Below are 15,403 nucleotides of genomic sequence, written 5' to 3'. Positions count from 1 at the left end.
ATCAAATCAATTGTTTTTATGTATGTATAGATATGATTTATAATAATTGATTATCTTTACGATACATGTGTATAGTCAGAAAAAAATGATAACAATTACTCAATTAGAATACGTTGTTGCAGTTGATACCTATCGGCATTTTGTTACGGCAAGTGAAAAGTGTTTTGTTTCGCAACCCACCCTGAGCATGCAAATAAAAAAGCTTGAAGAGGAACTGGATATTGTCATATTTGACAGGACAAAGCAACCCATTATTCCAACCCAAATTGGACAAAAAGTAATAGAGCAAGCAAGGAGAGTGTTGGCTGAGAATAACAGGATATATAGCTTGATCAAGGAGCACAAGCAAGATCTTTCGGGAGAACTAAATATGGGTATCATACCTTCTTTAGCGCCCTATTTACTGCCCTTGTTTCTTGGGGCGTTTACAAAAAGGTATCCTGAAGTAAAATTAAATATTTCAGAGCTTTTGTCTGAAGATATTATCAGGATGCTTCAGAAGGATCAGTTGGATATAGGCATACTGGTAACCCCCATAAAAGAAGCCGGGATTTTTGAAAAGCAATTGTTTTATGAGCGCATGTTTTTATATGTGAATAATTCGCATCTTTTGGCGCAAAAAGCAAGGGTAGAACCCGAAGAAATTGCTGGTGAAGGATTATGGTTGCTTAGTCATGGACATTGTTTTAGAAGCCAGGTTGTTAATTTGTGTTCATACCATGACCAGTTAAAGGAACGGGTTTCAGTGAATTATGAAAGTGGTTCGCTCGAAACGATTAAAAGATTGGTGGAGGATGAAGGTGGGTATACCTTATTGCCGGAACTTGCATTGACCGATCAGGTGCTGAACAACAAAAAGGCACAGGTAAAAAATATAGGAGCAAGTGACCCGTTAAGGGAAGTGAGTATGGTTTATTCACGCAATTTTGTTAAAAATCAGCTAATGGAAGTTCTTTTTAATACCATTAAGGAAGTGATACCTTCGCAGCTTTCATTACAAACAGAAGGTCATATTGTTGAATGGAGAAATTAATTAAATAAATGAGAACAGATACAGAAATTGGCATTGCTCTAAGTGGTGGTGGTGCCAGGGGAATCGCACATATTGGCGTGCTTAAAGCTCTTGAGGAATTTGATATGGTACCGGATAAAATTGCCGGAACCAGTATGGGGGCTATAGTGGGTGTGATGTATGCAGCCGGTTTTAATGCAGATGAAATTGCTTCGGTTTTAAAAACGGAAAAGATTTACAAGTGGTTTAAAGTAGAATGGTTCCATGCCGGATTGTTGAGTCTGGCGGGAGTTAAAGAAATACTATTTAAATATATTGGGTACAATGAATTTGAGAGGCTTAAAAAACCATACTGGGTTTGCGTTTCTAATTTGAATTCGGGGAAAGGTGAAATAGTAAATAAAGGAACAGGTTTGCTCGATTGGGTAATCGCCAGCGCAAGTGTTCCTGTTTTGTTTACACCTGTACCAATTAATGGCAGTAGTTATGTTGATGGTGGTTTGTTTCATAACCTTCCGGCCGAAGCACTGGTTAGTGATTGTAATACTATTGTTGGCTCAAACGTGATGCCGGTTAACAGGGAAGAAAACGTTGAATCGGTAAAGCAGGTGGGAGACCGGGTTTTTAACCTGGCTATTGCACAAAACACCTGGCATAGCAGAACTTATTGCGATTTTTATATTGAATCAAGGGCTATACGAAAATTTCCAACCTGGGACTATTCTAAGGTGGATGAGCTAATTGATGTGGGTTATGATTCTGCTTGTAAGGTGATAAAGAAATTTATGATACCAGAATTGCAAGGTTAATTTGTTGTGCTTATGTTTTATTTATCTTTGCCCACAAAATTATATCAATGAATTGGTTTCAGGTTAAGGCCTACATAAAGTATATATTCAAGGCGCGTTATAGGAGAGGGCACCGGATCCACCCGCCCTTTGCTTTCGATTTGGTTCGTCATTTGTTTTATGAAAAGCATTCATATTATCATTTTGAGGTAATCAATGAAATACGAGAAGAATTGGCGCATGACCATACTTTGGTTAAAGTTACAGATTTGGGTGCTGGCTCAAAAAAGTTTTTGCATAACGACAGAAAGGTTAAAGATATTCTTAAATATAACGCTACACCCAAACGTCAGGGGGAGCTAATTTCTCGATTAGTTGCTATGTTTAAGCCCCAAAATATTATTGAGCTTGGGACCTCCCTGGGGGTTGGCACACTTTATCTTGCAATGCCTGATTCTGCATCGAAGGTTTTTACCATTGAAGGTTGTCCGAATATATCTGTTTTGGCAGGAGAACTTTTTAAAAAGGCAGGAGCACATAATATTACCCCGATTAGTGGATCGTTTAATGATGAACTCCCTATTGTTTTAAGGCAATGTCAATCAGTAGATATGGTGTATTTTGATGGGCATCATGATTATCAGGCAACCCTTGATTATTTTAGCCTGTGCCTGGAAAAAGCTTCAAAGTCTGCCATTTTTATTTTCGATGATATTTATTGGTCGCGCGATATGGCTCAGGCATGGAAAGAAGTTGTAGCCCACCCGCAAGTATCTATTTCTTTTGATTTGTTTCGTTTTGGAATAACCATATTGAATAAAGAAGTAAAAAAACAGCATTATATGGTTAGATGGCCGTAGAGGGGGATCAATTATCAATGATCAATTAACAATGACCAATGACCAATGATCAATTAACAATAACCAATAACCAATTATGAATGACATTAATGTCTAATGACCAATGACATAATGACCAATGACCAATTAGCACCCTTCTCCCTTTTTCCCTTTAGAACTATTAAACATTAAGATTGTTAGTCATTAAATAACCGGAATTAGAGAATAAAATAATATTTGATGGCAAAGAGTATTGTATATACAAAAACTGGCGACAGAGGGAGAACCAGTTTGATAGGAGGTACCCGCATACCTAAAAATGATGTGAGGCTTGAGGCATATGGTACCGTTGATGAGTTAAATACATGTATTGGGATGATCCGTTCTTATGAGATTGATAGTGGCAGTAAGGACAGGTTAATTGATATACAGAAGAAGCTGTTTGAGATAGGCGCCTATCTGGCTACAGACTCCAATGTGGCTGATTTAAGAGAGAAAATGAACTATGATGAATCTGAAATACAGCAGCTGGAAGAAGAAATGGACCGGATGGAAGCAGCACTCCCTCCGTTGAAATATTTTGTACTTCCAGGTGGGGATCCATGTATAAGTTATTGCCATATTAGCAGAACGGTATGCAGAAGGGCAGAAAGAAGGATTTTAACCATGGCAGAATATTCAGAAGTACATCCCTGGGTAATAAAATATATCAACCGGTTATCGGACTATTTGTTTGTATTGTCTCGTTATTTGTCAAAACATTTTGAAGTAAATGAAATTCCTTGGATTCCTGAGTTGTGAGTTTTAAGTTTTTTTTTATATTCGCAGAAAATAACAGAATCAATATTTAACAAACATTAATATTTAAAATTTCAGGGTATGTATTGGACACTAGAATTGGCATCAAAATTAGAGGATGCACCCTGGCCAGCTTCAAAAGATGAATTGATCGATTTTGCGATTCGTTCAGGAGCACCATTGGAAGTTATCGAAAATCTTCAGGAGATTGAGGACGAGGGAGATATCTATGAGAGTATTGAAGATATATGGCCTGATTATCCTAGCAAGGATGATTTTTTCTTTAACGAAGATGAATATTAGTACCAGCCGGGGCTAAAGAGAAAAGAAGCTGTTATGGTGTAAAAATCATAGCAGCTTTTTTTATGTTTGGCTATTAGTTGTTGCTTATTGGCTTGATCCGCCATAAGCTATCCGCTATTCGCTATCCGCTATAAGCTAAAAGCTATCCGCTATAAGCCCCTAGTTTTCAAACTCAGAATAGGTTTCATCTAAATTATATTCCGACCTGTCTTCGCCCCGGTCAATTTCCGGGAGTTCTTTCCATGTAAAGATTTCTTTTTTGTTTTTGGGGCGGAACATTTCCAGCCAGTAAAAGCCCTGAAGTCTGAGTTCTTCGTCGGGAACCAATATGATAGGCGACATTTTTCCTGTTGGGGATACCTGCATGTTGATTTTACTAACCATTCTTTCTTTCAGGTAGATAATCATATTGCTGCATTCAGCCTTGTTAACACCAATGGCGTTCTCTTTATCCATGGGGTAGTATATTGACTGGGCATTGCCATCAACATCAATTTTATATATCTCGTTGTCCTTAACGAAACCAGTCATGCTTTTCCCTTTAATCTGGTTGTATCGGCCAGAATCTTCTTCCGAAATGATAAAGGCGCGGTTTATTAAATCCACCTTATCCATTACTTCGTTTTTGGTATACATTTTAATTTCATCGGCAGTGAGCTGGTTCCCCAACGACCACATAATGGGTTCATGATAAAACGAGTTGGTTGTATCCCTCGAATCAAATACCATGGAGTCGCACCTGCCTTGCATGTCGCTACGGTAGTATTGTACTTTTCTGTATGCTTTAATCAGTTTTTCTTCAGGGTTTTCTAAGGGAACAGCTTCCAGGGTGTCTGCATGTAAAAATAAGGTATCGTTGTTATAAATCTGCATTAAAAGAGCATCTTCAGTAGTTAAGGCATCCTGGGTTAGTTCATTGTAAAAACCGTAGTTTCCTGCTATAATCACATGGTTTGCTGTGTCATGTAGTTCCATGTTGTTAAATACCTCTCCAATGCCGTTTTTCCTGTCGTAATGTATCGAATCTCCTTTTAAAAGCTGTTTGCCGTCAACGTATGCATTGTGCTGTAAAAGGGCAACATCGTTTTGGGTATCGTAAAAACCAGATTCAGCATAAATAGTATTTTCTTCGCTTATAATAAACGTGGGACCTTCAATGCTGGCTACCTTTGTTACGGTGTGGTAAGTTAAGGTATCTGAAAACATGGTGTATTTAGGGTTGGTTACCACAACACTGTCTTTATAAAAAGCGGTATTGGTATTCGGGTAATAATAACCTTTTTTACTGGTTAAAATATTATCCTTGTTTACAATTTTACCATTGTTGTAATAATATGCAATGTTGTTTTTTCTGTCGTAGTCCAGGTATTCGGTGGTTAAGGTTACGTCTTTGTTAACCAGCTTTACGTTTTCTCTTACTTCGGCAAGTCCGGTATTGCCGTAATAATTTAGTTTTTTTCCGTACAGGTGTAGTGTGTCGTTCTGAATGATATGGATATTACCAACTGCGTTTAACTTGTTTTCTTTTTCATACAGATATGCAGTATCACAGAACATGGTTGCTGTTTCATGGGTAAACTTAACGTTTCCGATAAGAACATTAACGTCTTTCCCAAATATGGCTTTGTTGCCCTTTAAAAAATCGGCATGTTTAACATTGATCTTTTTTTGACCATGAAGAGCGCTTATAAAAAATAAGCATAAAAAGTATGGTAATGTGCTCTTAAAAGTGCGTATCATTAAAAACAACAAATTGAATAAATATTTTTGGCAAAAATAGCAGTAAAAAGCAAATAAAGAAATAGTATGTTATTGCCCGAGTTTTTTTTCTAACAAATTTGCCTTTGGGGCTTTGGCTGCAGAGGTTTCAAAACTAACTCTTCTTTTAAGATAGATGGTATCTGGCAATTGATCCCTTCTTGGGTTGTACTGAATTATATTTTTCATGTAATCCTCAGCATCAATAACCATGCTAATTTTATATCCCTTATTAAATTCAAGAGAAAAACTACCCAGACTGTCTGTTTTTGAATGTTGGATATCAAAGGAGCTTTTGTCGATATTTTCCTGATAGAAGCATTGCGAAACAATTGAAGAATTGGAAACAGGCGCCAGGGTTTCATCATCAATAACCACAGCATTTCCGGTAATGTAATAAGCCTCCCGTATACAAGAGGTGTTTATTATCAACAAAGAAATGATGTAGAAATATATTTTCCGCCCCGAAGTAACCATCTTCCAATCTTCACGTTAAGCCCTCCTAAATTATATAAAATAATTTACTTTATCCAGTTTTTATACTCAAAATTACATCCTGACCATTCTTCCCTGATGGTGATATAAGTATCTAATTGTTTCTCCTTAATCCATTCGTGTATGGCATCTTCTTGTTTTTTCTGAGTCATGATATCGGTAATCAACTGATAATCGTTGCTCATATTGGCGCGGTGAGGGGGAATTTTTCTTTTTTGCTTAATGATGATGAAAACATCTTTTCCCTTTTCATCCTTAATGTTAAACGGCTCTGAAATCTCTCCCTCTTCAAGTTTTTGAAGCTCTTTTGCCAGTGCTGGTTGGCGCATGGCAGCTAACACTTCCAGTTCGAATTGAGACGATTGTGTGCGTTGGTTCACCATCAACCCTCCGTTGGTTTTGGTATCCTTATCCATCGAAAAATAATAAGCGGCATCTTCAAAACTTAATTTCTCGTCGTTAATTAAGGTTTTGATTGAATCCAGCCTGCTTATAGCCTTGGTGTTGGCATCAGCCGATACTTTTGGTTTTAACAGGATATGGCGCACGTTGATCCTTTCTCCTTTTTTATCCAGCAACTGGATGATATGATAACCAAATTCTGTTTCCACAATTTTAGAAACCTTGTTTTTTTCCTGGATATTAAATGCTACGTTAGCAAACTCAGGTACGTAGGTCGAACGTGTTGCCCATCCCATTTCACCTCCACGACTGGCGCTACCCGGGTCTTCAGAATAAAGAACCGCTAATGTACCAAAGTCTCTGCCTTCGGCCACCTGGCGCTGAAAATCACGCAGCTTTGATTTTACCCTGTCAATTTCCTTTTGGTCAATTTTAGGGTAAATAGCAATTTTTTGAATTTCGTATTGTACAGGTACCATAGGCAAACTGTCCGGGTCTGTTTTTCTGTAGTAGGCCCTAACCTGCGAAGGTGTTGGCTCAATACCGCTGGTGATGTTTTGTTGCATTGAATTGGTTAACATCTGGTCGCGCACTACCTGCATTTGCTCCTTTTTAATTTGAATGATCGATTTTTTAAACCATTCTTCAAGCTTATCTTTTCCTCCGGCACGGTCAATGAACATATTCATTTTGCGATCCACCTCGTTAATAACCGAATTCTCATTTACTTCAACACTATCCAGTACGGCCTGGTTTAGCATCATTTTTTGAATTAACTGTTGTTCAAAAAGCTGACATTTCAAGTCGCCTTTAGCCGACATACCTTGCATGATGGCTTGTTGGTACTGGTATTCAATGTCCGATTTTAAGATGGCATTGTCGCCAACAACGGCAATAACCTCGTCAATTACATTTTTTTGTGCAATCAAAGTTGTTTCAAATGAAAAGATGGTTATTATTGAAATGATCAGTGAGAAATATATTTTTTGCATAAGGTAATTTTTTGCGCAAATTTAATAGAATTTTATAACTTTTTGCTTCAAACCTTCCTGGTATAACTCTTCTTCAAGATTTTGGATGAATTCGATGCGTTTTTTGTTTAGCAATATAGCTTTAATTTTATCTGAAACATACTGTATAGGAGCTACTTCATCTGTTTTGTGGTAATCGCGGAACGAAACCATGTAATGAGACAGCGAATCGGAAGTTTCGTAAAATTTATTGTACTTTAAAAAGTTTGGATTATTGGGAATAGGGGAGGGCATCAAATCGGAAATGGTTTTTACCGATACCCATTTGTCTAAAAAGTTATCAAAATTTTGAGCATTTTGATAGCAATATTCCTCCAGTGCAACTAAATCTTCCGGTTTATCAGACTTATACCATTTTTTAAGTTCTGATAGTTTGGGTGCATTCAGGGGAATCTTTATAAAGATACCTTGAATAACATCTTCGTTTAAAATAAAATTTTCACTCATCTGGTTGTAATAATCCTCTATTTCGTTGTGAGTAATCAGAGGGGAATGTTTTGCCAATAAGAGTTTTTGCTGGTATTTATTAATTAAAAGTGATGCCCTGTAATCCTTTAAAATCTGATTCACATCTTTTTCTTCAGGAGATAAATTCAGTTCTGCTTTCCTGAGCAACAGAGTTTCTTTTACCCATCTCGAAATATAGTTCTGGGTAAAAGCCAGACTGTCATTTTTGCTTAAGTTTTTGGGAATAGCTTTTTGTAGCTCGTCTATCGTTAATATCTGTCCATCCACTTCGGCAACAGGAGCCGATGTTTCGTGGTTTGAAATGGTATTACACGAAGTGAGTATGTAAACTATCAATATTCCTGTAAAAGATGCTAATCTCATTTTAAGGTTTACTTTTTATTGTTTTTTGCGAATACTTTAAGGCTTTAGTGTTGACAACCGGATTGAATTTTTCTTTAAGCTGGTTTATCCATTGGTTTTCAATTTCAGTCTGGTAATCGCTAATAACCTGTCCCTTAGTTTCGTCAAGTGCTTTTTGTTTTTTAGCAGTTGTTTCGCCTATGGCATATACATAAGGGTAGGCTTCATCTGTTTTGCCTTCTGATTTTTTGATGTTCCAAACCTGCTTGTCGATAGCCACGTATTCCCCTTTTTCAAATTCACCATTGATACATTTGATTTTATCTGTTCCGATAATTTGTTTTAATGAGTCCACAGATATTTCAGGTGTAGCTGTCAAATGACTTTTTACTGTTTTAATATCTTTTTTGTCTTTGATAAAGAAGGCCTTTCCAATCAATTTTTCCGGATAAAAATAATCTGATTTGTGGCTGTTGAAATAGTTTTCAATTCCAGCACTATCCTGGCTGGCTTTATTCCAGATTTCTTTTTGACTAATTTCAAATATCAGCAGACCATCATGATATTCGTTTAATAAAAATTTGTATTCCGGGTATTTATTTTCCAGCTGGCTTTTTTCGTAGTCAAGGATAGATTTTTCAATAAAGTCGTTTACCAGTTGCTCTATTAAGGCCGCTTTTCGCTTTTTAGTAAACTGGCGGTTCGACTGTAAAAACTCTTTTAACGAACCCGTATTTACCTCTTGTGAAGCAAATGATGCAATGCTGCCGGTTAATTCTTCAAGGCTTTTGTAAAAAACCGGATCTGCTTCAATGGAAGCGTTTTCTTTTAGCTGATTGATAAGCTCTTTGTTTTCCTGGTAGTTATATTCTTTTTTCAAACGGTCGATAACTACTTTCTTTTCCTTGAAAGCCCTTTCATCTCTTGAAATTTTATTTGTGATTTCATCTTCCATTTCCTCAAAACTTTTAATGCCTCTTTTTTCTAAAAGTTTGATAATATGGAAGCCGTATGGAGTGCGGATTACTTTTGAAATAGCCCCGATTGAATCCAGTTTATAGGCTGGTTCGCTAAATTCAGGGATCATCCTTCCGGTACCAAACCATGGCAATTCCCCGTTGTTGCGTGCACTGTTTTTGTCTTCAGAGAAGTTTTGTGCCAGGGTTCCAAAGTCGTCTCCTTTTACTATTTGCTGGTAAATGGAATCAATCCTGGCTTTCTTTTCTGCAATAACACTTTCTGGGGCATCAGGTCTGAACATCATCATGATGTGTGCTGTTTTTAATTCCCCCCTGTTATCCCTTTTTTCGTGTACTTTAATTAAATGGTAGCCAAAGGATGTTTTTACAATATCCGAAACTTCACCAACAGCTGTATTGTATGCAGCCGATTCAAAAGGGTAAACCATCATAAATCCACCAAAAAATCCAAGCTTACCCTGGTTTTGTTTTGCAGATGGGTCTTCAGAAAATTCTGCAGCCAACTTATTAAAGTCCTCACCCTTATTAATTCGTTCTTGTATGGATTTGATTTTGTTGTATGCTCTTAATGTGTCTTCGGGAGAAGCCGATTTTTCTGTGCGGATTAAAATATGACTGGCATTCACTTCCTGGGTTAGACGTTGATAGGCTTCTTTTTTTAGTTCCTCTGTTACCGACTTGTCCGATAAATAAGGTTTGGCCAGTTCTGCCTTGTAATAGTTAAATTCCTTAACAAATGAATCTAAGGTGTCAAACCCCTGGGCCATGGCCTCATGTACTTTTAACTTATAGTTGACAAACAGGTCGATATATTCCTTTTTTGATTTTGGTTCTTCGGTGTAACTGTTGTTTTTTCCATAAATAAAATCAAACTCTTCAATACTATAGTTATTATCTCCAATAGTTACTAAAGTGTGAGAATCCTGTGCTGATACTGTATTTATGATAATTAGTGCAACCAGGATAAATAGAAGCTTAACTCTTGTCATTTTTATTCAATTATGGTACTAAAATTTTCATGTCCTTAGTTCAAACATATTTTTTGATGTATTATTGTGTTTGAAGCTAATTCGGGTGGCTAAAGAAAGCAAAAAAGGCTGAGAAAGAAAAGTTAATGAAAGGTTAAAGGTGAATTAGCTGATAGCGAATAGCTAATAGGACGCTTCGCTTTAGCTAATAGGACGCTTCGCTTTAGCTAATAGGACGGCTTCGCCTTTAGGGAAAAGGATTGGTTATTGGATATTAGTCATTAGTTGTTAGTCAATGGTCATTAGTCAATGGTGGTTGCTTATAGCTGGTAGCGAGTAGCTAATGGTTTTTTAGAGGTAGGGGAGCCGATGGTCTATGGGAAAATATCTATCAATTGTATAACATTATAGGATCCGATCTTTATAATCAAAAACGGAAATAAGATCGGTTCCTTACCTTTTGTATAGAGAGCTGATAGCGAATAGTAAATAGGACGCTTCGCTTTAGCTTTTAGGACGGCTTTGCCTTTAGGGAAAGGGTTGGTTATTGGATATTAGTCACTATGTCAATGGTCAATTGTCAATGGTTATTAGTCAATGGTCTATGGGAAAATATCTATCAATTGCATAATATTATAGGATCCGATCTTTATAATCAAAAACGGAAATAAGATCGGTTCCTTACCTTTTGTAATAGATAGCTGATAGCGAATAGCTAATAGGACGCTTCGCTTTAGCTTTTAGGACGGCTTCGCCTTTAGGGAAGGGGTTGGTTATTGGTCAATGGTCAATAGTCAATTAGTCAAAGGTCAATGGTGGTAGCTTATGGCTGGCAGCTAGTAGCTATCTGCTCATCAATCACCACTCACGCTACTTTCTGTTCGCTATTGCCTCAATCTGCTCTTTGTCACTTATATCCGGGAATTTTTCCAGGATAGTACGTGCTACTGTTTTTGATTTTGCAGTTTGTTGGTATTTTACATGGAGTTGTAGCAGGGCTACATAAAATCCGGGGTCGTTAGGGGAGTTGTCGATAGCCGTTTTTAAGAATTTTATGGCTTCTGTTTTATTGTTTTCAAAATCATACATCATGGCTATGTTATAGGCAATTCTGGAATTTTTGGGCGATAATTTATGTGCTTTTAGCAAATATTCCATTGACTCGTCATATCGTTTTTGTTCCGATAAAAAGAGCGAGTAGCTAAACATAGTGTTGCCATCTTCAGGCATATGTTTCAGGTAATCTTTAAATAATAAATCTGTTTTTTTATGTTCTCCTTTTGAATTATATAATAAAGCCAGGTTGATTTTAATGGTATGGAGCTGATCGTCTTGTTTTAACGCCCTTTTAAAAAACTCTTCTGCTTTGTCAATTTGGTTTGTGTTGTAATAATAGTTGGCCAGGTTGAATTTTCCGGTAGGGAAATCTGCACTGTACCTTAATGTTTCCAGATATTCATTTTGAGCCTTTGCATACGCTTTTTTGTATTTGACCGGAATCTGATCGGGCTGTAGGGTATTTAGTTTTGTGGCACACTCAATTCTGATGGCTTTTGTATTGTCGCTAAGCATTTCTAACACTTTATTGAGCGACTTTTGATCATTAACAACCAGACTTTGCAAGGCATTATAACGGATGTGTCCGTTAAAATTGTTTATGGCTGTGTATAAAATATCTTTCGACTGTGATTGGTAATACACACCAAGGTAATGTACGGCAATGGCTCTGACTATCTCGGGGTACACCTCGTCTTTATATATGTTTACCAGGTCATCAAATCCTTTGGGGCTTCCTGTTTGTGCTTCTTTAAAGGCCAATCCGTATTGGTACGGTCTGCCCACGCCATGCCATTTGTTTACGTAATCAATAGCCCATTGGGTCGATTTATCTGCATGGCATTGGTTACAGGCATTAGGTGTTCCAAGTTCTTTGGTTAAATCCGGACGGGGAATTCTTATGCTATGGTCGTTACGGTAGTCTACCCCCATATAAAACTGAGCCGGCATATGGCAATTGATACAACGGGTTCCTTCGCCCACTGCAAACTTAACGCCATCATCAGCAATTACCGCATTGCCTTGTTCCCCAAATTTTTTATGGAAATGGTGGTTGTAAGTATCATAATCATCTGCCCTGTGACATTGAGTACAAAGTCGGTTATCTTCAAAGTGGCGCCTGGTGCTGTGTACATCGTGGCAATCGTTGCACTGAACGTTTTGCATAAACATCTTGCTCTGGGTAAAAGACCCATAAACATAATCCTCATCTAAAATCTGGCCATCAATGTGATAGTTTTCACCTGTAGGGAGGTTTGGAATAGTATGGTTGTATATATCAGCACTGTGTTTAAAATCAGAAACGGTACCACGTCGGGTATGGCAGCGAACACACAAATCAGTGTACTGTTTGTTGTCAATATTGCTGGTTTGTACCACCAGTCCATAGTTGTTGTGTTCGTTACGTGCGTATTCAGCTTTAGCTGCCCATTCAAGGTGTTTTGAGGCCGGGCCATGACAGGCTTCGCAGCTTACATCAATTTCGTTCCAGGTGGTGTTGTACGAATCATGGTCAACATCGTAACCTTTTACCAGGTTTGTGGAGTGGCAATCGGCACACATGCTATTCCAGTTTTGAGCCTGGTTGGTCCAGTGAAGCCAGTTGTTGTGTTCGATGATTTCATCTTTATAAATTTCATTGGCCATATGGTACCATGCATTGTCCTTTGAATTCCATGTTAGCGGAAGGGTTTGCAGGCGTCCCTTGTCAAATTCAACCAGATATTGCTGCAACGGATAATAGCCAAAAGTGTACTTAACTTCAAATTCTTCCATTTCACCATTTTCACCATCAGTATACACAAAGAATTTATCATCCTTCCTAAAAAGTTTATGTGTCATGCCGTTGTATTCAATGGTTTGGTTGTTGAAATTACCCAATACGGTTGAGTCGTTGGCAGGTTGCATGGCCAGGTCGTGATCCGATCCAGTCCATTGGGTATATTCATTTAGATGGCATTCAATACATGCTTGGCGTCCTACATATTGGGCTGAATCCAATGTAGTATCGCTGGATTGACCGTAGGTATGGATTAAAAGATATAGAGGCACGGTTAATATGGTAACAGCCATTGCCGTAAAGCTGATTCTTTCAATTTTTTTACGATTCTCCATTATACGTAAGTTAATTGCGATTTTGAAAACGACTTTCTTTTGGTTGGTTTGCTGGTATCAACCAGTATATCACCATTTTTTATGGTGATAGGAAAATAATCTAACGGACGGGTGGCGGGAGAAGATAATACTTCGCCAAACCTGTTGAATTGTGATGCGTGGCAGGGACAGTTAAACCCGCCGGTTTTTATGTTGGATTGTACTATGCATCCCAAATGGGTACATTTTATCGACATGGCAATAAATCCCCCGTCATCAAACCTCCTAAGGAAAAACTGACCTGTTAAAAACGGGTATGGCTTATTTTTTTCAAAAGAGTCGGCTTTCCCGGCATTGAATAATTCCTTTTTATCTTTTTCGAGATGTGTTTTGCTGATGCTTCCTTTTATCAAAAAGAAAGTTTCAATAGAAGCCGCAGCTATGAATAACCGTTTTATAAATGTTCGTCTGTTAAACTTCATTGTTCTTCAATAATTAAAAAATCAGCAGCATCCCTTTGCCTCTAAGTAAGAGAGATATAAGTAACATACAAATGTAGGAAGCAAATAATATGGTAACCGATGCCATCATCAATTCAGTTTTGTTGGCCTTGTGTTTTTTATCCCAAAATGAAAGGAAACCGAGTGCAGGACCCATGTATAGGGAAAAGGGTATTAATCCTGTAGCTATCCACGATGGCCATGATTTAAACCAAAGGTCAAAGTGTAAAAAATGATCGAGAATATAGATTAACACAAATGTGTATACAAATGAAAATATACCGGACTGAATGGTGATTTTTTTGCCCAAAGCTGAGTTGAACCAAACCCCTGTGTTTGGTTTTAAAAAATTAAAATATGGCAAGTAAAGGAAAAAGAATCCCATTGTTATTGGAATAATTACTGCGCTAAAAACAGGATGCACATGCAGTAGCAGCTCTTGTGCTCCCAGAAAATACCATGGCGCTTTGCTCGGATTTGGACTTTTTAGCGGATTGGCCTGGTGGAGCAATGGGGCATGGTAAAATACAGCTACCAAAAATATGCCTGCCAAAACCAGACTGGCTACCATTACTTCTTTCCAAACCAGGTGAGAGATCACATCTACCTTATTTTTTTCTTTGGTTTTAGGAAGAGCAACACCTCCTGCTTTTCGTACCAGCCAAAAATGCATACACATTAAAAAAATAAAAAGGATGGGAAATATCCCTGTATGTAACGAATAAAAATTGAGCAAGGTATTTCCATCAACGGTTTCGCTACCCCTTACCAGGTTTGCAATATGATGCCCAACACCCGGAATATATTCAATAATCTGTGTAATTACGGTTACAGCCCAGTAGGCCAGCTGATCCCAGGGTAAAAGATATCCGGTAAAACTTGATGCAACAACTAAAAACATCATCAGCAAACCATAAACCCAGTTTTCTGCCCGTTTTTTATATATAGATTGTGTGTATAAAACCCTGATTAAATGTAAAAATGATGCTATAACCAACAGCTTGGCGGATAAATGGTGCAGGTTGCGGATGAACTGACCAAAAATGGTGTTGCTTTGAAGTGCCAGGATTGATTCGTAAGCATGCTCAACAGTAGGAATATACGAAAACCTTAATATAAGTCCGGTGAAACAGAGTAAAACAAAAAGCAATGCAGATATACCCCCTAAGCCAAAAGTGTGAGTAAAATTTGTTGCCCTGGAATCAATTTTAACCGGGTGCAGATGAAGTAAGAATTTTTGTATTGATGATGGAATCTTTGTTCCTGTACTTTTTACTGCCATTATAAGTTGTGTATGTTACAAAAGAGACAACACAAAGAAACATAAAAATAGCAAATATTTTAAAACCACCCATCTGTCCGGCCACAGGTGGATGGTTGATTTCCTTGATGCATAATGCATTACTATAAAAATAATAAACATCACGGGAATCAATCTTCCCCTGGTAGGGGGTGTGAGAAAACTCTTTTAACTAAGAGTGGTTACTTACAAACTGAAAGTACTTTCTCGTTATACTCCTCCATACATCCTCCCGTTTGATCGGGACAGGCTCTGAAGTGGAAACTACC

Annotated in this window: 13 protein-coding genes; 5 read left to right on the top strand and 8 right to left on the bottom strand. The window is 37.7% G+C overall.

Annotation, left to right across the window (positions count from 1 at the left end; genetic code table 11):
- Positions 1 to 85: 85 nt before the first annotated feature.
- The 5 genes from OM074_RS07960 to OM074_RS07940 all read left to right on the top strand — a co-directional run bounded on the left by OM074_RS07960 (position 86) and on the right by OM074_RS07940 (position 3,740).
- Positions 86 to 1,033, top strand: coding sequence for a hydrogen peroxide-inducible genes activator (locus OM074_RS07960; protein ID WP_301198930.1), 948 nt, complete (start codon positions 86 to 88; stop codon positions 1,031 to 1,033).
- 8 nt (positions 1,034 to 1,041) lie between these two features.
- The gene (locus tag OM074_RS07955; RefSeq protein ID WP_301198929.1) at positions 1,042 to 1,821 is read left to right on the top strand and encodes a patatin-like phospholipase family protein; all 780 of its coding nucleotides are present in this window, start codon (positions 1,042 to 1,044) and stop codon (positions 1,819 to 1,821) included.
- Between the two features lie 47 nt (positions 1,822 to 1,868).
- Complete coding sequence (locus tag OM074_RS07950; protein ID WP_301198928.1) at positions 1,869 to 2,660, top strand: O-methyltransferase; 792 nt, start codon at positions 1,869 to 1,871, stop codon at positions 2,658 to 2,660.
- A 219-nt stretch (positions 2,661 to 2,879) separates the two neighbouring features.
- Positions 2,880 to 3,440, top strand: coding sequence for a cob(I)yrinic acid a,c-diamide adenosyltransferase (locus OM074_RS07945; RefSeq protein WP_301198927.1), 561 nt, complete (start codon positions 2,880 to 2,882; stop codon positions 3,438 to 3,440).
- Between the two features lie 78 nt (positions 3,441 to 3,518).
- Entirely contained in the window at positions 3,519 to 3,740 is a 222-nt protein-coding gene (locus OM074_RS07940) for a DUF2795 domain-containing protein (protein WP_027472068.1), read from the top strand.
- 159 nt (positions 3,741 to 3,899) lie between these two features.
- Here OM074_RS07940 and OM074_RS07935 read toward each other — a convergent pair whose 3' ends face one another.
- The 8 genes from OM074_RS07935 to OM074_RS07900 all read right to left on the bottom strand — a co-directional run bounded on the left by OM074_RS07935 (position 3,900) and on the right by OM074_RS07900 (position 15,116).
- On the bottom strand, positions 3,900 to 5,480 hold the full coding sequence (locus OM074_RS07935) for an OstA-like protein (RefSeq protein WP_301198926.1): 1,581 nt from the start codon (positions 5,478 to 5,480) through the stop codon (positions 3,900 to 3,902).
- 69 nt (positions 5,481 to 5,549) lie between these two features.
- Positions 5,550 to 5,975: a hypothetical protein gene (locus tag OM074_RS07930; protein WP_301198925.1), complete on the bottom strand. Its 426-nt coding sequence runs from the start codon at positions 5,973 to 5,975 to the stop codon at positions 5,550 to 5,552.
- A gap of 44 nt (positions 5,976 to 6,019) precedes the next feature.
- A complete protein-coding gene (locus OM074_RS07925) occupies positions 6,020 to 7,387 on the bottom strand; it encodes a peptidylprolyl isomerase (protein WP_301198924.1) in 1,368 nt (455 codons plus the stop codon).
- A 21-nt stretch (positions 7,388 to 7,408) separates the two neighbouring features.
- Complete coding sequence (locus OM074_RS07920; RefSeq protein WP_301198923.1) at positions 7,409 to 8,257, bottom strand: hypothetical protein; 849 nt, start codon at positions 8,255 to 8,257, stop codon at positions 7,409 to 7,411.
- 1 nt (position 8,258) lies between these two features.
- Complete coding sequence (locus OM074_RS07915; protein WP_301198922.1) at positions 8,259 to 10,205, bottom strand: peptidylprolyl isomerase; 1,947 nt, start codon at positions 10,203 to 10,205, stop codon at positions 8,259 to 8,261.
- Positions 10,206 to 11,054: 849 nt separating this feature from the next.
- Positions 11,055 to 13,355 (bottom strand): tetratricopeptide repeat protein, encoded by a 2,301-nt coding sequence (locus OM074_RS07910; RefSeq protein WP_301198921.1) that lies wholly within the window; start codon positions 13,353 to 13,355, stop codon positions 11,055 to 11,057.
- Positions 13,355 to 13,816 carry a QcrA and Rieske domain-containing protein gene (locus OM074_RS07905; protein ID WP_301198920.1) on the bottom strand — a complete coding sequence of 154 codons (462 nt, stop codon included), beginning with the start codon at positions 13,814 to 13,816 and terminating at the stop codon, positions 13,355 to 13,357. The genes OM074_RS07910 and OM074_RS07905 overlap by 1 nt, the downstream gene beginning before the upstream one ends.
- Positions 13,817 to 13,829: 13 nt before the next feature.
- Positions 13,830 to 15,116 (bottom strand): cytochrome b N-terminal domain-containing protein, encoded by a 1,287-nt coding sequence (locus tag OM074_RS07900; protein WP_301198919.1) that lies wholly within the window; start codon positions 15,114 to 15,116, stop codon positions 13,830 to 13,832.
- Positions 15,117 to 15,403: the final 287 nt, after the last annotated feature.

Origin of the sequence: Plebeiibacterium marinum, from assembly GCF_026013615.1 — a bacterium.
GTDB lineage: Bacteria > Bacteroidota > Bacteroidia > Bacteroidales > Marinilabiliaceae > Saccharicrinis > Saccharicrinis marinus_A.
This window is presented reverse-complemented; position numbering and strand designations above follow the sequence as displayed.